We start from the raw sequence: 15,209 nt of genomic DNA on the forward strand, positions 1-15,209 counted from the left end.
ATGTTGATGTCGAAGCACTGCAAGACCGGACTTGATGACCGTTGCCGCGACCGCGATGGCGAGATTCGCCAGAAGCGCGGCGATACTTTGGTTGGAACGCTGCGCAAGACTTATGGCGATGACTTTGCGCCCGGCGTTCGCAGCGACATGAGGCTCGATACGCTGCGTGAGCGTATGGGCACTTCGCTCTCCAAGATCCTCAAGGGAGACTGAGTATGTCGGACCACCAGCACGAAGTGCGTATCCACATCGATCAGAAGCCGCTGCACTCGCCGAATCCAACGACCGGCGCCGACCTTTATGACCTCGGCCAGGTCCCCGAAGGGAAGGTGCTCTACAAGGAGGTCGTGGGCGACCAGGAAGGCCAACTCGTACGGATCGACAGCCCGACGATCCACCTTACAGAAGACGAGCACTTCCATAGCGGTGACGCTCCCGAGAAGCACTACATCATCATCGTCAACACCGATCCCGTGGTTGTCGATCATGACGTTTTGACATTCGACGAACTCGTCAAGATCGCATTTCCAGTTCTTCCGACCGGCACAGACCCGGAATTCACGGTGAGCTTTGAACACGCCAAGAGCATCCCGCATCATGGCGACCTCCCGCAGGGAGGGTCTGTCACGGTGAAGAAACACGGTACCATCTTCGATGTCGATCATACCAATCGATCGTAGCCCTGATCTCCAGCGGCTGCGCAAAGAGGGCTACAATGTTCTGGTAACGAACGCCGGCAACCTGGTTGTTCAAGACGTACCCTACGTCAACAGCAAGCGCGAGATCGCGATTGGCGCGCTCGCGTCAAACCTCGATCTTGCGGGCGATATCACTGCGCAACCGCAGGATCATACGGCCAAGTTCATCGGCGAATATCCCTGCGATAGCCAGGGGAACACGTTGACTGTCTTACAGCATACCAGCGGGTCGTTCGATCTCGGGAGCGGGTTTGTCGCCCAGCATTCCTTCTCGCGAAAGCCGGCCTGTGGGCACTATGAGAATTACTATGAGAAGATGACGGCTTACATCGCGCTTCTCGGCAAGCACGTCGCTGCCATTGACCCCTTGGTCACAGCTAAAACCCACAGGGTCATTGAGCCCGAAGACGACAACTCACCTTTCAATTATCTCGATACGGCGTCGGCGCGAGCGGAAATCAACACCATCACTGCGAGGCTTGCGGAGGATGCGGTAGCAATCGTGGGGATTGGCGGGACCGGCTCTTACGTGCTCGATATGGTCGCCAAGACGCCCGTCAGAAAGATCCATATTTTTGATGCCGACCGCTTCCTGACGCACAATGCTTTCCGCGCGCCTGGGGCGCCAGCAATTGAGGAATTGCGGGAGCAGCCTCTCAAGGTAGAATATTTCGCATCGATCTATGCCCATATGCATCGCGGAATCGTCCCGCATCCCTTCCATATTGATGCAACGAACGTGGACGAGCTGAATGGCATGTCCTTTGTCTTCCTCTGCATGGAAGGAGGAGCTGCCAAGCGCGCGATAGTGGACAAGCTTGAGGCGCTCGGGATACCGTTCGCCGACGTCGGCATGGGCCTGTATGCCAAGCGCAATTCCATTGGCGGGATGCTCCGCAGTGTACTGAGCCTGCCGGATGCTCGGGAAAGCGCTCGCGCGCGAATACCTTTCGCTACCGACGACGCCAATAACGAATACGACAAGAACATCCAGGTCGCAGACCTCAATGCACTCAATGCTTGCCTCGCAGTGATCGCCTGGAAGAAGCTTCGCAGTTTTTACTTCAATCTGGGCAACGAGCGCTTGGTTTCATATACAATCGCAAACAGCCTGCTCGCCAAGGGCGATATCGTATGAACAAGATCGACTCCATCCGACCCGAGTTTGTCGACCGGCTACCGAGAATCCTCGAAAACGGAGTCGTCTACATTTCCCAGAAGTACGCGACGGCTGCGCATAACTGCTGTTGCGGATGCGGGACCAAGATCGTGACTCCTCTCAAGCCAGGCCGGTGGCGATTGGAGACGCAGGGCGAGTCCATAAGTATCTATCCGTCAATCGGCAATTGGAGCGCGGGCTGCCAATCTCACTACTGGATCAGGGGCAATCGCATAGATTGGGCGCTTGGCTTTACTCCTGCTCAGATCGCTGCGAACCGCACCAGCGATCAACGCGTCCGGCAACAGGCGCATGCCGATCGCTACAGGAGCGAACGAGGATTTTGGGGACGTCGTTGGGATGCGATCAAAGGCCTGTGGCGGGCACTTACGAGTTGGCTCTAGTCTGCCCAATGCGCGCTGGCAGGTTCGCTGGGCCACCTCGTCGGGATCGAAATCCCGCGAGGTACCTGGAGCAGTCATTGCCGGATACGGGTGCTCCACACGCTCCGGGGGATACTGCATGATCTGCTTCAGCTCTTAGTTGCGACTCGGGCAAATCCGCGCAAGTAACCGTTTTTGATGACTGATTTCTAGTATTCGGGAGCACATGACGGTCTATTCGCCCCAACAGGGGTCTACTTTGTGCCCATAAGGTAACCCTCGAAGGGCTGGTGAGGGCGCGCTTGCACAATCGTGGCGCGCGTCCAGCACCTGTACGACTTCCTCGCCCGATATGTGGGCTTGGCGGATACTCTCGGCAATCTTCAGATGGTCTGGAGCCAGAACGATGAGACCGGCTCGGCGAACATGGGCCGTCGCAATTTGTTGGGCGACGCTGGCGATGTCGTTCTCGCGAGCGAGCGTGCGGTGCACTAAAATAGTGAGGTCCAAGGAGGCAGAAATCCGCTCGAAAGTAGTGGTCGGCATAAAAAAACTCGCCCTCCGGCTGAATCACAAGCACCTCGATCCGAATGATGCCGCGGTGCGGCCCAAAAGGACGCAGGCAATTCCGATGCCCGTCCCAACACCGTCGCGATCTGGTCTTCGGTCGGAACGATCAATGCTTCGCTCCGCGCGCGAGCACGTGCGTCGAGGCTAGTTGGTGCAATTCAGGCAACGGCTCCTCAAACGATGCCTCACTGGAGTTCACGTCGCGGCCAGAGAATCGACGATCTTGCCGACGTCGGCATCGTCGATCGGCACGCCATAGACCTTGATCATCTTGGTGACCTCGGCCTGCCAGAAGGCCTTTTTATCCTTCATTGGCGGCTGTGTGGCGATGTAATCGGCCGAGTGGCAGGCCGTGCAATTGTTCTTTGGCCGCTTCGAGGTTGGAGTCTGCCTTGAAGGCGGCGACCTCGTCCGGGATCTGATAGTTGACCAGCGGCCGGACCGAGCTGATCGAGCAGAAAGACGGCGGATCACAACCATCAAACGCTGCTAAACGTCATGGTTGCAATGCTAAAACTTCCGCCGACCGGCTGGGGGAGCAACATGGTTAAGGCATTTCGCAATACGGTCATGGCACTTACCTTTGTCGGCGTCGCCGGCACCAACATGTTTTGGAATTTCATGAATGACTATATTGCCTGCGGCCTTGCGCTGGCCGCTTCAGTCACCGCCGCCTTTTGCGTTGAGCGCGTCTTCATCGGGCGGTCCCGTCGCGAGATGATCCGCCTCCACGGCGCGGACTGGCATTCGGCAGAGGACCGACAGCCTGGCGTATGAACGCCGCTCGTCGCACGGAATTAGATTCTTCGCATTCGATTCGACGGGCCTGCCCTGATGACCAACCCGGCCCATCCATTCCGGATCGCTCGCATCGAGCGCTTGCGGGAGCTGCTTGAGAGAAACTACGGAATCGCAGTTGATCGGAAGGCATGCCCACTTTATCAGCGGCTCACGCGCCTGCACGGTTGCTCTAGCAAGAAAGAAATCAAGTGCGCAGGCCCGGCTGCTGAGTTGCTGTGGCGTACAAATAGGACGAACCGCTTCGATTGATCTGGGCTGTGCCCGGGGCGCTTTTGCCGGTCCGCTAATTCAAATCCCGCTCCTGCAACCACTCCGAACGTCGGATCGTCGTTGGAATGCCCACTTCTGGTGGTTTACAATATCGGCATTTTGTCCAGTTCGGCTTGTCTTAAGGGTGTGTTTTTCAAACTAGGAACTTGGTTTGAAGATGAGCGCGGCTGACCTGCTGCGATTAAATAGCGGCAGGAAAACCTTAACAAGCTGACGAAGGAGCGCCGCGCCGAACTTGTGGCAGCGCTGGAGAAGGTGCACCTAAGGCTTGTTCGATAATTGATATCATTTGTGGATTGATTTCATTGCGTTAGATAGCTCCGCAGCTGCACGCTATCTGCCCTTGGTCCGCCATTTCTTCCGTCACTCTAGAGCCACTTAAACAACCATTGATCGCTCTAGGCGCGTCTCCACGTGCCGCAGTCGCGACGAAGCTCCTCGACAACATCCACACCCCAAGGTCAAGCTTCCCCGCAAAACGCCGCGGCTCATGCGTCTCAGTCCTACAATAGACTTCTTCGCTGCAAAGCGACGAGGGGCCCCGTCAGCGCGCTAGAAAACTGCATCTGATCGTAGCAAACAGCAGGAATAGTGCACTCGATTCAAATAACAATCTACCTGTTGGCCGGCTAAGCGGCGACGCAGCGACTGCTGCTCTCGTTTGAGATAATCGAGAGCGTTGCATGCCCTATCACGATCCTGTCACTGGCTACGGCCGGATCGCGCTGCTTTGCTCGATCCCGCTCGCCTTGCCTTGATCTAAGACAAAACAGCTCCTGCCACACTCTTGCAGGAAACGATTGGCGCTGGACCATGCAGCAGAACCTCAAGCGCGCAGGCAGATCATCTGGAACTGCGAGAGTTGTTCGATCGTCGCCTCGTGAATCGGTTGCGATGAAGAGATACTATTTTGATATCCGCGACGGCGGTCAATTCATCCGTGACGATGAAGGTGTCGAGCTGCCGGACATCGAGTCTGCGCGGCAGGAGGCCACTGCTGCGCTCTCGGAGATATCGCGCGAATGCGGCAGAGGCGGGCCACAGCATCGCATGGCAGTTGAAGTTCGCGATGATCGGGGCCCGGTCTTGGAGGCAACATTTAGCTTTCGTGATCGAACAGCGCCTCGGTTGTGATCGAAATGCAATTTCGGAGGCCGATTGATAGCAGGAGATGAACGGAACAGGCATATTTCGGCTGCGGAAGCTTTTGTTGCCAGATCACCATAGAAAACCTTCGATCACCGCGTACGTGGTGGAATCCATGCTTGTCCCCAATCGTCCGCTCAGGGCTTCTGCTTCTCCTTGGTGAACTCTGCTATAATCATTCCACGAAAAATCCGCGCCCGTTCACAGAGGTTCGCCGTCATTCGCGATCCGTGCTGTGAAAACTCCGACATTAGCGACAGGCAGGCGAACGGATTCGCTCTCATAGAGCGGTCATGGCAAGCTTGTTCTTCTCGTATTCCATGCTGACGAGGTCTTGCGCGATCAGCTCGAGAAGCAGCGTTCGGTTCTGAAATGTCAAGGAGTTATTGAAGTATGGCATGACCGACGCATCGACGCCGGCCAGGACTTCGCCGCAGAAATCGATCGACATATCGAGACCGACGATATCATCCTGCTTCTCGTTAGCTCGGATTCAGGCAATGAAAATTACCTTCGATAGCAATTCTTGGGAGCAGGTTTTTGATCCGAGCGATCGTGAATGGGAGCCGGTTCAGTCGGCGATTTCGACCGGAAGAATAACAGGTTTCATTTGCGAAGCGGGCTTCCGAATTGAAGCGATTCGCAAACGCGAGCGAGCCGCCTATTTTGCGGAACCCGCGATGGCGGTGCAGTCTGCGTATTCTACCGTGGTTAGGAACGGCAAGCCCTGTATTCCAATCATGTCGTTCGGACCGAACGACGCAATCCATCCAGGCTTACCCGAAATGCAGGCCCCTAAGTTGAAAGCCGCGCTCGCCGCTGGCGTCCGGCTTATGCGTGGCCTTGCCTGGTTGGGATTACCTTCGCCAGGGGATATCCGTGACCCTGCTCTTTTCGTGCAGACCAGCGATCCTGAACGTGAGCAACGTCAAATCGACGCTGCGGCACGTATTGAAGCCCGGGGCGTCGGCAAGGCTGCGTTTGATGCTGCTGGCGGCTGGAACGCGCATCCTGGCACGTCCTACAATGAAAAAGTGTTCGCGAAAGCATGCGCTGAATGGGCTGATGGAGAACTGGTTGCCAGCCATATCGCTTATCGGAACGACATTCTGTGCACCAACGATCTGGCGCGTGCCGCGGGCACTTCGATTTTCGATCCAGCAAACAGAGCATGGCGCGCCACTGAGTTTGGAGTTCAATTCGTAACCTTGGCGGAGCTTCTGAAGCTGCTGAGCACGTAGAATCAGTATCAAGCGGTAGCCCTCGAAATGAACGAGAGTTTCAACGGGTGGCCATGTTACCTGCGTGTCGACCGCCAGATTGATGAATGTTAAGTTGCGTAGAATCAGCACCTCCGACAGGACGAAGGCTGCTCAAGGTTTTCCCACCAAGACCGGCAAAGCACGGTTTGGAGGTAACCGTTGCAAGGATTGTTGCGGCCATCTGCGAAGGAGGAAGAGGTGTTACATTCTACGCGCGACCTAATGGAAGTAAGCGATAGCCTCGCAAGCTCTCAAAGCGCTGCGACATATCATCTGCCGCGCGCGATGAGAGGCCAGTCTGGCCGATCTGTTCGGCCAACAAAGATGCGAATCGCGTTGCGTACATGCCGGAAGGCTAGGCGATCTTTGCCGTGCGGAAAACGGGTAGCTATCGATAGGCGTAGTTGATAAGATCTCGTATCAATTCGAGCAAGCCAGCCCAGGGCAATTCGCGAAACGGAATCCCATGCGCCAGGTCATTACGGATCTCGGCGAGGCTCGGCCTCGTTGTTCCCGTCAGAAGCCCGATTACGCTCGATGGTGATCCGCAACGTTGGTTCATCGGCACCTGACTATCCGTTAGACCATCATGCTCGACCATATACTTGAGCAAGTCGGCAAAAGTCGCGTTCTCGACCCACCACTTTTCGCCCTTCCTGAGGGGACGCGTTTCTTGCTCGGCCTTTTCAGCGACGAATTGTCGACGCCTCAGTAATTCTTTGCCGCCATACCTGTCGTTCAGCGCGAGCTCTAGCGCTGTTAATCCGACCAATTCGCCGGCTTTGATCAAGTCGAAATCAAGCCATGCGAGCACGTAGAGCTTCTGAGCGCGTTCGAACTTTGCGCTCACGATGTACGGAATTCCGACGTTCAAATTCAATTGCAATAGAAAAGATCGCCATTCGGCAAAGCTATCGAAGCTTGGAAAGCTATCGGGCTTTCCTGGCATTGGCCAAGGGACGGAGGATGACCTAGCATCTCGCCGCAGGGACGCAATCGAATCCAAGTAGTCAGTGGGAAGCAATCGTCCCTCACTCTAAGTCAGAAAGCCCGGATATACGAAGGCGCCCTTGATCGTTTCGGCGTCCTTCTCGCTGACCCCTTGACCGCGAACAACATCGTACCACGAGGCGCGCACCTGTTCGGTCATGCTCGAGACAATCGCCTTGGCCTCTTCGGCATCCAGCAGAAAGCGGGCGTGTTGCGACAGCACGTTCTTTGCATTTGCAAATCGTCCCTGGTCGCCAACCTCCAGGGCTAGATCGCGATGTTCCTGCGAGATAACCGGAGACGGCGTCAGGTCATAGGCTGGCGAAAGCTGCCATTCCCGCTCTTTGGCGACCAGCGCGTGGTTGCGAGGATGATCATCCAGGTTGGAAATCAGCGCATTGAACGTCATGCGTTGAAAAAGTTCCTTGGCATCCTTTTCCGGCTCTTGCGTAACCCGGCGCATCTCCTCGGCCATCAATACATAGGACCAGCGGTCTCGCATCTCGACAGCTTCCTCAGCGCGCAGCACGGTTAGCCCGCTGATCATCCGCGAACGCATATATCCCTTATCCGTCTTCGTTCGATCGAACCGCTTGACGAGAAGAACGTCCTTTGCTGCGACGGTGGTGACGCGGCTCTCAACGACGCGAAGACCGCAAGCCTTGGCCAATTCAAGAATCGCGCGCTCGACGCGCGTGTTGTTCCAGCGGTCGTCCGGACGGTTGAATTTTGCGATCCAAAGTCCGTCGTCGTCCTCGACGACAGCTTTCGGACGGGCTCCCCCCATGGAGGTGCCTAGGAGCATCAAGTCTTGGACCTGTGCGGCCTCCTCGGTTTTTACATCTTCCTCACGCATCAAGGCTTCGGCGATTTCCTGAAGCTTTGCGAGTTCGAGCGTCTTGTTGAATTTGCGACGTGGTGAGGGAGGTTGTTGACCAAGCCCAAAACCAAGCGCCCCTGCGCGGTCGTCGGCTGAGTTCAGCAAGCAATCGAGTTCACCAAGCTGAGGAACCCCGGCATGCTTCTCGATGACGCGGCGACCCCAATAATCTGGGCCTGCATCGCGCAACGCGCCAAAGACGCCATTCAGTCGGCCTGTTTCGTAGGTCTCTCCCGAAAGCTTAAGCTCGACAGGATCAATCGCGACCGCATCGCCCCGTGAGAGATACGATTTGCCGTAAACGAACCGGCCCAAAGCATTGCCGCGGCGATCCTTGGCGAGCTGGAAACGTCCAGCGGTTACCGCTTCAGTCTGACCGGGCAGCGTGATGTAGACGAAACATTCGGTGTTGCCTTTAGAAGTCATTGTCTAGCCCCCCGGGTTTGCGAGCCCGCTTGCGCTCCCGCGTCGCTTGCAATGCGATTCCTTCTTTGTCCTTTGAGGGATCAGCGAGTTCTTCGAGGGGCTGGAGCATATCGTAGAGCCACAGCAACCCGGCATAGACCACGATACCCGTCGAGGCTTTGCCCTTTTCGGCGTCCATAACAGCGCGCAGGCCCGTTCCGATTCTGCTGGCTGCGTCCTCCATGGTCATGTTGCGGCGGATGCGTGCGGTCCGCAGATCGGTTCCCAATTGCTTGAGGGCCCGCGACACGTGGAAGGGCGGCGCCTTTTGAAGTTTGTTGGTCGCTACCATGCTCTTAAAGGCCAGATAGTTGATTTATGGTGCTCTTAAGAGCATATAGTAAGTTCGGCATTTTGCAACGACTTGCTTTTAAGAGCTTATAATTGCCAATAAATTGCTCTTAAGGGCATTTACGCGCCATCAGGCCAGATTTATCAACCGGTTATTGAGCGCCAAGGTGCAGCTATGAGTTGCGATAGTTCTTGTAATGTTCTATTCGGGGAGCCCTTATGGCTCGGTCTCGGCAGGCATACCACCGGACCACCACAAGGCTGCCACCAGTCACGAATAACAAGGCGGGTCGGAATTCAAAAACATGTCTGACGCCAACAACGAACAGCTTCGTCCGCCGCCGAGCTGGGACAAATTCGAGGAGATTTGCGCTGATCTCTTTTCGCGCATCTGGAAGGACAATCAACTCGTCCGCTACGGTCGCGCCGGGCAGAGACAACACGGCGTCGACGTCTACGGGAAGGACGACGGCGCTGACGCGGCCGTTCAGTGCAAAGGTAAGCGCGATTGGCCAACTACCAAACTGACGATCCCCGAAATTGACGCGGAAATCCAGGAAGCCAAAAAGTTCGAGCCGCCACTTACCACCTATATTCTTGCAACCACGGCTGACAACGACATCTACATCACGGATCACGTCAACGCCGTCTCTGCAAGCGTTCGTGCCGGATGCTTTGCCGCGTGCAAGGTATCCGCACCAGCGCTTTCCAGATGATGGGATCAGATTCATGAATGCAGATTTTCGATATTTGGCCAAGCAAGCCCTAGTGCGGGCGAAAGCCGAGCTCGCAGCGTTACAGGACGAGCGCAAATATGCCGCGCTCGAGCTACGATTTCCCATGGAGGCCGTCACCTACGACCGGGCACAAGCACTCAAAGCTGAGATGCCACCGGAAGAGTATAAAACGTGGCAACCGCGTAAGCTCATGCAGGTCCTTCATGACATCGATCCCTCGCTCGGCATGAGCGCGAGCATCGCCGTGGGCGTAGAGGAAACCTACGGCGTGGAACCGCCGCCCGACAAGTTGCAGTTCTTAGGAACGGACACGGTGTTCACCCTGGCCGATCTCAAGGAGCATTACGACGCCATCGGAAATTACTTGCACGTTCCGTCGTTGGCCCAATTCATGAAGGGAGGGATGCCCGGCGGCACAAAACTTCGAGCGCGCTGCGAAAAAGTGATTGCGGCGCTGGAAGTCGTCCTCGGTTCGCCGATCTGGAATGCCACGTTCGGGGTGTTTACCGAATTTGCATGCGGGCGGTGTGAGAGCCCGGTCAGAAAGCGAATGCCACATGGCAAAAGCGAAGTCGAAGTGACCTGCTTCGAATGCAAAGCGCAGGACGTGCTTTCGCCTCAAGGGGATCAACAGGTTTTGGCAACGCCGAAGATGGTTCCGATGCCTTGCGGGAACGAGGGTTGCTCCGAATCCATTTCCATTTGGTCCGACGAAGTGAAGCCCGGCGTTCACTGGACGTGCAAGGGGTGCGGAAAGCATTGGGTCCTAGGATTCGGCGTCAAGCGCGTCGCCAAAGAAGATGACGAGGCAGCGAAATAGATGAAACGGCTACGAGCTGCCTCGCTATCTCGCGGCGACATTATCCTGACCGGCGTCAAGTTGGTGAGTGACCCCAACTATTGCGCGCCCGCCGACCTCGCGCGAAGCAACCTCCTGGTCGCGGTACTGAACGCGACAGAAACGCTAACCGACGAGGAGGCGGAACGTTGGGCGGCCTACAGCGATGCAACCGAGATGATGCGTCAGGCAACGAATACGGTTCTCGATGGGGCGAGGAAGAAGGACAAGGGCATCCAAACCATCGAGGATGTTGTCTTGCATCTCGTCAATCACCCCGCCGATGATGCGTATATCGCGGACTTGCTGACCTCCTCGGATTATCTCAACCTCTGGCAAGTCAACATCGAAAGGAATCCTTGGCAGTACGACGATGTGTTGCTCGCGGAGGTGCCACGCAAGCAGCGCGAAGAGTACTGCAGGAATCGAGCGCTTTCACGTCCCACACACGTCCGAATGGTTCGCCACGCTTCATCAATGGGACCCGGTTCAAGCCGCGCAAACGAAATTCGTGGTCGACGCCGCCGGCCGCGAGGATGTTTGTTCGATCTGCGGCGATGATCCTGCGGATGACTATCGACTTGCAAAGCCGTTTCGGCCGGCGGGCACCACGGGCACGTTGCGCCTCTGCGACGATTGTCTGGAAATCCGCAGGGCGATGGGAGAGCCCTATGAGAAACTATAGCGACGGCTCCCGCCCGTGGACGGCGGCCATTGATCGAAGCGTCGCCGCTCTCTTTCGTTTTGCTCGGGTTCGATAAAAGTCTTATATTTATCATTAGCTTGGGTGGTGGTTTACGTGTTGTTAGCGGAAGTTCCGTATGATATGAAATGTCGGATATAAATAGATCATATCCGACAAATCGGATCAAAAGCCATGGCCAAGCCATCTTCGACACAACAGGACCGCGCCATTGAGTTCCTCAAGGAACGCGGTATTGCGCGCCTTTCTGAGCTTGCCACGGCGGGCGTCACGGCGGCGACCATCGCCCGCATGAAACAAAAGGGCCTCGTCGTGCAACTCGGCCGCGGCCTCTATCAACTTCCCGACGCGCCCATCGACACGCATCATTCCCTCGCCGAAGCCGCCAAGCGCGTGCCCAAAGGGGTCGTCGCGCTGATCTCCGCGCTCGCTTTCCATGACCTGACCGACACCATTCCGTCGATGGTTTGGCTCGCCATCGGTCCCAAAGACCGGCAACCGCTTCCGACCAACCCGCCCATGCAGTTCGTTCGCTTCAACCCGGAGCGGCTTCAGGAAGGCGTGGAGATTCATACGATCGAAGGTTGCCCGGTGAAGATCTTCAGCCCCGCCAAGACCGTCGTCGATCTTTTTCGCTACCGGCGGAGCGCCGGGACACGTTATCGTCACAGTACTGGCCTCAACCTCGCGCTCGAAGGCCTGCGCGAGGCCCTGCGAACGCGCAAGGCCAAGCCTTCGGAGATCGCGGATTTCGCGCGCAAGGCCGGGGTTTGGAAGGCCATGCAACCTTATATGGACGCGATGACCGCCAATGGCTAACCCACCCAAGAATGTCGCGGCTTCGGTTCGCGCGCGGCTGCTCACGCTCTCCAAGGAGCGCAACCAGCCATTCGACCTTCTCCTCACCCGCTACGTGTTGGAGCGGCTTCTTTATCGCCTTGGCTCGACGGATTATCGCAACCGCTTCGTTCTCAAGGGCGCGATGTTGCTCGCGACCTGGGTCGACAACCAGTTCCGGCCGACGCGCGACCTCGACCTTCTCGGCTCTGGCGATCCCGACCCCGACGTGCTGTTGGCGATCTTCAAGGAGATCGCCGCCGTCGACGCCGCCGACGGCGTCATCTTCGACCCGGCCAGCTTCACCGTCGACCGCATCCGCGACGAAAACGAATACGGCGGCGTCCGGATCAAGGGTAATGCCACGGTCGATAACGCGCGCGTTCGCGTCGTGATCGACATCGCCTTTGGCGATGCCGTGGAACCGGGCGTGCAGGAAGCCGACCTGCCGGTGCTGTTGGACTTTCCGGCGCCGAAGCTGCGCTCCTATCCGCGCGAGACCGTCATCGCCGAGAAGTTCCAGGCGATGGTCGCGCTTGGCCTCGCGAACAGCCGTCTGAAAGACTTCTATGACGTCTGGGTGCTGACCCGCTCCTACAAGTTCGAGGGCGACGCGCTGGCCAGCGCCATCAAGGCGACATTCGAACGCCGTAAGACCGAGATTCCGACCGCGCTGCCGGACGCGTTCACCGCGGCCTTCACCGAGGACGCCGGCAAGAAGGATCAGTGGGCGGCGTTCACCAAGCAGGTCGCCGTTGACCCCGGCTCGTTGACGGAAGTCACCAAGACGCTCGCGGAGTTCTTGATGCCGCAGGCGAAAGAAGCCCTCGCCCTGAAGGACGGGGAGAAGGCGATCTAACTGGAATGACCATGATGATGATCATGCCGATGATCATCATGATGACCAGCAGCAGCACCAGCAGCACCAGCAGCACGATCAGCATCAAGATCATCATCATCGGCACCGGCGGCATCACCAGCGCCCGCCGGACCAGCAGCACTACCGGCATCGGGATCATGATCAGCATCAGGATGCCGATCATCATCGACATGTCGATAATCGGCATCACGGCATGACCGTTGAAATCCCGGCGGCTGGACCTTGAAGGCGGTCCCCATCGCCCTATCTAGGGGAGTTACATCGGTGGGCCGGAGGCTCGAATGTCGTTTGAAGTTGATGGATTTTTCTCGCCCGACCTTGAGCCGTTTCAGCGCGCGGTACGCACACCACCGCGCCGACCAAGGCATGGTTCGACTACGCGCTCGACTTGAACCGCATCGGGTTCGATCTGCTGCGGAACGCGACCACCGCGCGCTCAGAAAATGCAGCCTTCGCCATACACGGGTTGTTTGTGCGGGTTCACCAGTCATTAGTCGGCGCTCCTGCTCGCAGAACGCGGGCTCGTCGGTGATGCGCGAACGGTTCTCCGATCAGGCGTCGAGGGGACCATAGCGATCTATGCGCTGCATTCCGATGCCGCCTTCGTCGACCGGCTGATCGAGGCCCACCACTACAACCAGCGCAAGGCCGCGCGCGTGCTTCTCGACGACCCAGCCTATCTTGCCGCTTACAGGGCCGAGGATGTGGCCGCAATGAAGGCCGTGCTGGCATCGGTGGACGCCATGGAAAAAGCAAAGGGCGCGAAGCTGCGGGATGTCAACTGGGCCGATGTGGCGCTGAAATGCTGCCCCGACCTTTACCAGTTGATGTGTCGCTCGCTGTTATCCGACGGCACGCACACGACCCTCAATACTCTCGACCGCTATGTCTTAGCTGACACCAAGGGGCAGATAACCTCTTTCAAGTCCGCGCCGGGACCGGAAGGGCTTGTGGAGACGCTGAGCGCGGCTTGTCTGCTGTTTCTCTGGGCGGCCGATCCCTTTGCGGGCAGCGCGGGCCGTCCCGACATCACCGCCAGGATCAAGCAAGAGGTGCAGCGCTTCGCGACATTGCCAGGAGCCTTTCCCAATATGCCGCCGAAGGCCGCGTGATCTCCATGCTCGTCAGATCGCTCTCAGACGCCACTCTTGCCGCGATTGGCAAGGAAGTGAGCCAGCAGCCAATCGAACTGGTGACTCACCAGCCCAAGCCATGGGCTCTGCCGACCGATTGCTTTCGCAACGTCGCGCGCAAGATTGCTGAGGACCGTGGCAGCGCGCAGTGCGGCTACACGTTCCACCACCGCTTTGCCCAGAAGATCGAAGGGCACCCGCTCTATATTTATTTGACCCATCATGCGGTGTGGGTATCCCCAAAGGGGGAATTCGTGGACGTGACGCCCTATCCCGATCCGCGTCATGCGCCGCTCGACCACGGCAAGAAGATCAAATTCCTGCCCGATGACACCGCCGATCCGGTCGTCGTGCGCGGCCAGCCGATCCCGCTGCCGCTGCGCTTCTTCGCCGTTGACGACAATCCGGAACTGAAGGCCTACGTCGCGGAACTCAATCGGAAGGAACAAGAAGCCTGCCGCAGCCTCGCTTCGCAAGCTTAACCTAGGACTTGCGGTGCCGAATAATCCCCAGCCGGAAATCCTGCATGGCACAAAATTGGCACATAGCGAGATACCTGTCGTTGAATTCATTCAGGTTTTTCCAACTTCGGCAGTGGCTCATAACCTGAAGGTCATAGGTTCAAATCCTATCCCCGCAACCAAAAGAAGTCGCTGTCTTTGCAGCGTAAATTCAGAAAGCCGCTCTGATGAGCGGCTTTTTGTTTGTCGGGAATCGCCACCCAGTCGCCACGCTGAAATCTGCGACACTCCCGCGAGCTGGCGGCGCTTTTGATCGGTGCACCTAAATGTGCTCAGTGCCGTGTCGCGAGTTCGAATCCCTCTCGCTCCGCCATTCCACCGAAATGATCTCGTACTTCAATCTGGAGAGAGGTCAGAAATACGGCCGTTTTCCTGCTTTTCCGCCAACGGAGAGGTCCGCCCACCCATCAAACCTAGTGTCAAATGGGTCTGGAGAACCGAATTTTCTCCGAATCTTAGAACACGCAAATCGGTCCAGTACGGGATTTCCCGTAAAACAGACGCTTATTTGGGTTGCTGTGTGGATCTCACTCGGTCAACCGAGAAGCCCCGGGATAACAAATCCTCTGACCTTGCCCCCAAGTTTTATCCAGTCCTGAGTTCGCCCCGGCTGTTGGATTTGCCCGGTTGGGCGGTGGCAGCGGC

General features: G+C 57.2%; 21 protein-coding genes and 1 pseudogene. 17 read left to right on the top strand and 5 right to left on the bottom strand.

Translation table 11 applies throughout. The features are described from left to right. The 5 genes from AOQ71_RS09125 to AOQ71_RS09140 all read left to right on the top strand — a co-directional run bounded on the left by AOQ71_RS09125 (position 1) and on the right by AOQ71_RS09140 (position 2,735). Positions 1 to 213, top strand: coding sequence for a hypothetical protein (locus tag AOQ71_RS09125; RefSeq protein ID WP_245316817.1), 213 nt, complete (start codon positions 1 to 3; stop codon positions 211 to 213). Between the two features lie 2 nt (positions 214 to 215). Then, complete coding sequence (locus AOQ71_RS09130; protein WP_057744745.1) at positions 216 to 680, top strand: multiubiquitin domain-containing protein; 465 nt, start codon at positions 216 to 218, stop codon at positions 678 to 680. Beyond that, positions 655 to 1,836 (top strand): ThiF family adenylyltransferase, encoded by a 1,182-nt coding sequence (locus AOQ71_RS09135; RefSeq protein ID WP_057744747.1) that lies wholly within the window; start codon positions 655 to 657, stop codon positions 1,834 to 1,836. Before AOQ71_RS09130 ends, AOQ71_RS09135 begins: the two co-directional genes overlap by 26 nt. After that, a complete protein-coding gene (locus tag AOQ71_RS47525; protein ID WP_083514073.1) occupies positions 1,833 to 2,261 on the top strand; it encodes a ubiquitination-like system serine protease family protein in 429 nt (142 codons plus the stop codon). Before AOQ71_RS09135 ends, AOQ71_RS47525 begins: the two co-directional genes overlap by 4 nt. A gap of 291 nt (positions 2,262 to 2,552) precedes the next feature. Continuing rightward, positions 2,553 to 2,735: a hypothetical protein gene (locus tag AOQ71_RS09140; RefSeq protein WP_057744750.1), complete on the top strand. Its 183-nt coding sequence runs from the start codon at positions 2,553 to 2,555 to the stop codon at positions 2,733 to 2,735. A 270-nt stretch (positions 2,736 to 3,005) separates the two neighbouring features. On the opposite strand, the pseudogene sorB reads toward AOQ71_RS09140, so the two are convergent. Further along, positions 3,006 to 3,240: pseudogene (gene sorB / locus AOQ71_RS09145) on the bottom strand (SorB family sulfite dehydrogenase c-type cytochrome subunit); the annotation flags it as partial. A 68-nt stretch (positions 3,241 to 3,308) separates the two neighbouring features. Between sorB and AOQ71_RS09150 the strand changes: the two are divergent. Continuing rightward, complete coding sequence (locus AOQ71_RS09150; protein WP_245316818.1) at positions 3,309 to 3,587, top strand: hypothetical protein; 279 nt, start codon at positions 3,309 to 3,311, stop codon at positions 3,585 to 3,587. Positions 3,588 to 4,775: 1,188 nt separating this feature from the next. Further along, a complete protein-coding gene (locus AOQ71_RS50190; protein ID WP_430648613.1) occupies positions 4,776 to 5,015 on the top strand; it encodes a DUF6894 family protein in 240 nt (79 codons plus the stop codon). A 292-nt stretch (positions 5,016 to 5,307) separates the two neighbouring features. Here AOQ71_RS50190 and AOQ71_RS45895 read toward each other — a convergent pair whose 3' ends face one another. After that, the gene (locus AOQ71_RS45895; protein ID WP_162268338.1) at positions 5,308 to 5,478 is read right to left on the bottom strand and encodes a hypothetical protein; all 171 of its coding nucleotides are present in this window, start codon (positions 5,476 to 5,478) and stop codon (positions 5,308 to 5,310) included. Here AOQ71_RS45895 and AOQ71_RS49915 point away from each other — a divergent pair. Both AOQ71_RS49915 and AOQ71_RS09155 read left to right on the top strand, forming a co-directional pair. Beyond that, positions 5,413 to 5,547, top strand: coding sequence for a toll/interleukin-1 receptor domain-containing protein (locus AOQ71_RS49915; RefSeq protein ID WP_347336689.1), 135 nt, complete (start codon positions 5,413 to 5,415; stop codon positions 5,545 to 5,547). The genes AOQ71_RS45895 and AOQ71_RS49915 overlap by 66 nt on opposite strands. After that, positions 5,528 to 6,268 (top strand): hypothetical protein, encoded by a 741-nt coding sequence (locus tag AOQ71_RS09155; RefSeq protein ID WP_057744755.1) that lies wholly within the window; start codon positions 5,528 to 5,530, stop codon positions 6,266 to 6,268. The genes AOQ71_RS49915 and AOQ71_RS09155 overlap by 20 nt, the downstream gene beginning before the upstream one ends. A gap of 409 nt (positions 6,269 to 6,677) precedes the next feature. Here AOQ71_RS09155 and AOQ71_RS09160 read toward each other — a convergent pair whose 3' ends face one another. The 3 genes from AOQ71_RS09160 to AOQ71_RS09170 form a co-directional block, all read right to left on the bottom strand. Then, positions 6,678 to 7,238: a hypothetical protein gene (locus tag AOQ71_RS09160; RefSeq protein ID WP_157083441.1), complete on the bottom strand. Its 561-nt coding sequence runs from the start codon at positions 7,236 to 7,238 to the stop codon at positions 6,678 to 6,680. 87 nt (positions 7,239 to 7,325) lie between these two features. After that, a complete protein-coding gene (locus AOQ71_RS09165; protein WP_057744762.1) occupies positions 7,326 to 8,585 on the bottom strand; it encodes a type II toxin-antitoxin system HipA family toxin in 1,260 nt (419 codons plus the stop codon). Beyond that, positions 8,575 to 8,916, bottom strand: coding sequence for a RodZ family helix-turn-helix domain-containing protein (locus AOQ71_RS09170; protein ID WP_057744766.1), 342 nt, complete (start codon positions 8,914 to 8,916; stop codon positions 8,575 to 8,577). The genes AOQ71_RS09165 and AOQ71_RS09170 overlap by 11 nt, the downstream gene beginning before the upstream one ends. A 304-nt stretch (positions 8,917 to 9,220) precedes the next feature. Here AOQ71_RS09170 and AOQ71_RS09175 point away from each other — a divergent pair, with 304 nt between their 5' ends. The 8 genes from AOQ71_RS09175 (at position 9,221) to AOQ71_RS09210 (ending at position 14,525) form a co-directional block, all read left to right on the top strand. Then, the gene (locus AOQ71_RS09175; RefSeq protein WP_057744769.1) at positions 9,221 to 9,631 is read left to right on the top strand and encodes a PDDEXK family nuclease; all 411 of its coding nucleotides are present in this window, start codon (positions 9,221 to 9,223) and stop codon (positions 9,629 to 9,631) included. 13 nt (positions 9,632 to 9,644) lie between these two features. Then, complete coding sequence (locus tag AOQ71_RS46615; protein ID WP_063958216.1) at positions 9,645 to 10,472, top strand: hypothetical protein; 828 nt, start codon at positions 9,645 to 9,647, stop codon at positions 10,470 to 10,472. Beyond that, positions 10,473 to 11,051, top strand: a complete 579-nt coding sequence (locus tag AOQ71_RS09185; RefSeq protein WP_057744775.1) for a hypothetical protein — start codon at positions 10,473 to 10,475, stop codon at positions 11,049 to 11,051. 316 nt (positions 11,052 to 11,367) lie between these two features. Then, on the top strand, positions 11,368 to 12,012 hold the full coding sequence (locus AOQ71_RS09190) for a type IV toxin-antitoxin system AbiEi family antitoxin domain-containing protein (protein WP_057744779.1): 645 nt from the start codon (positions 11,368 to 11,370) through the stop codon (positions 12,010 to 12,012). After that, on the top strand, positions 12,005 to 12,889 hold the full coding sequence (locus tag AOQ71_RS09195; RefSeq protein WP_057744783.1) for a nucleotidyl transferase AbiEii/AbiGii toxin family protein: 885 nt from the start codon (positions 12,005 to 12,007) through the stop codon (positions 12,887 to 12,889). The genes AOQ71_RS09190 and AOQ71_RS09195 overlap by 8 nt, the downstream gene beginning before the upstream one ends. Positions 12,890 to 12,900: 11 nt before the next feature. After that, on the top strand, positions 12,901 to 13,107 hold the full coding sequence (locus tag AOQ71_RS09200; RefSeq protein ID WP_157083442.1) for a hypothetical protein: 207 nt from the start codon (positions 12,901 to 12,903) through the stop codon (positions 13,105 to 13,107). Positions 13,108 to 13,413: 306 nt separating this feature from the next. Further along, positions 13,414 to 14,022, top strand: coding sequence for a DUF5677 domain-containing protein (locus AOQ71_RS09205; RefSeq protein WP_347336690.1), 609 nt, complete (start codon positions 13,414 to 13,416; stop codon positions 14,020 to 14,022). Further along, positions 14,019 to 14,525 carry a hypothetical protein gene (locus tag AOQ71_RS09210; RefSeq protein ID WP_057744793.1) on the top strand — a complete coding sequence of 169 codons (507 nt, stop codon included), beginning with the start codon at positions 14,019 to 14,021 and terminating at the stop codon, positions 14,523 to 14,525. The genes AOQ71_RS09205 and AOQ71_RS09210 overlap by 4 nt, the downstream gene beginning before the upstream one ends. Positions 14,526 to 15,209: the final 684 nt, after the last annotated feature.

This window comes from Bradyrhizobium manausense (genome assembly GCF_001440035.1).
GTDB classification, from domain to species: Bacteria; Pseudomonadota; Alphaproteobacteria; order Rhizobiales; family Xanthobacteraceae; genus Bradyrhizobium; species Bradyrhizobium manausense.

Excerpts from the sequence above, each read along its gene's own strand:
- AOQ71_RS09200 (WP_157083442.1), top strand. The coding sequence starts at position 12,901 with ATGATGATGATCATGCCGATGATCATCATGATGACCAGCAGCAGCACC.
- AOQ71_RS09125 (WP_245316817.1), top strand. The coding sequence starts at position 1 with ATGTTGATGTCGAAGCACTGCAAGACCGGACTTGATGACCGTTGCCGC.
- AOQ71_RS09190 (WP_057744779.1), top strand. The coding sequence starts at position 11,368 with ATGGCCAAGCCATCTTCGACACAACAGGACCGCGCCATTGAGTTCCTC.
- AOQ71_RS46615 (WP_063958216.1), top strand. The coding sequence starts at position 9,645 with ATGAATGCAGATTTTCGATATTTGGCCAAGCAAGCCCTAGTGCGGGCG.
- AOQ71_RS09155 (WP_057744755.1), top strand. The coding sequence starts at position 5,528 with ATGAAAATTACCTTCGATAGCAATTCTTGGGAGCAGGTTTTTGATCCG.
- AOQ71_RS09195 (WP_057744783.1), top strand. The coding sequence starts at position 12,005 with ATGGCTAACCCACCCAAGAATGTCGCGGCTTCGGTTCGCGCGCGGCTG.
- AOQ71_RS09170 (WP_057744766.1), bottom strand. The coding sequence starts at position 8,916 with ATGGTAGCGACCAACAAACTTCAAAAGGCGCCGCCCTTCCACGTGTCG.
- AOQ71_RS50190 (WP_430648613.1), top strand. The coding sequence starts at position 4,776 with ATGAAGAGATACTATTTTGATATCCGCGACGGCGGTCAATTCATCCGT.
- AOQ71_RS09160 (WP_157083441.1), bottom strand. The coding sequence starts at position 7,238 with ATGCCAGGAAAGCCCGATAGCTTTCCAAGCTTCGATAGCTTTGCCGAA.
- AOQ71_RS09175 (WP_057744769.1), top strand. The coding sequence starts at position 9,221 with ATGTCTGACGCCAACAACGAACAGCTTCGTCCGCCGCCGAGCTGGGAC.
- AOQ71_RS09165 (WP_057744762.1), bottom strand. The coding sequence starts at position 8,585 with ATGACTTCTAAAGGCAACACCGAATGTTTCGTCTACATCACGCTGCCC.
- AOQ71_RS09150 (WP_245316818.1), top strand. The coding sequence starts at position 3,309 with ATGGTTGCAATGCTAAAACTTCCGCCGACCGGCTGGGGGAGCAACATG.
- AOQ71_RS09185 (WP_057744775.1), top strand. The coding sequence starts at position 10,473 with ATGAAACGGCTACGAGCTGCCTCGCTATCTCGCGGCGACATTATCCTG.
- AOQ71_RS09130 (WP_057744745.1), top strand. The coding sequence starts at position 216 with ATGTCGGACCACCAGCACGAAGTGCGTATCCACATCGATCAGAAGCCG.
- AOQ71_RS09135 (WP_057744747.1), top strand. The coding sequence starts at position 655 with ATGTCGATCATACCAATCGATCGTAGCCCTGATCTCCAGCGGCTGCGC.
- AOQ71_RS47525 (WP_083514073.1), top strand. The coding sequence starts at position 1,833 with ATGAACAAGATCGACTCCATCCGACCCGAGTTTGTCGACCGGCTACCG.
- AOQ71_RS45895 (WP_162268338.1), bottom strand. The coding sequence starts at position 5,478 with ATGTCGATCGATTTCTGCGGCGAAGTCCTGGCCGGCGTCGATGCGTCG.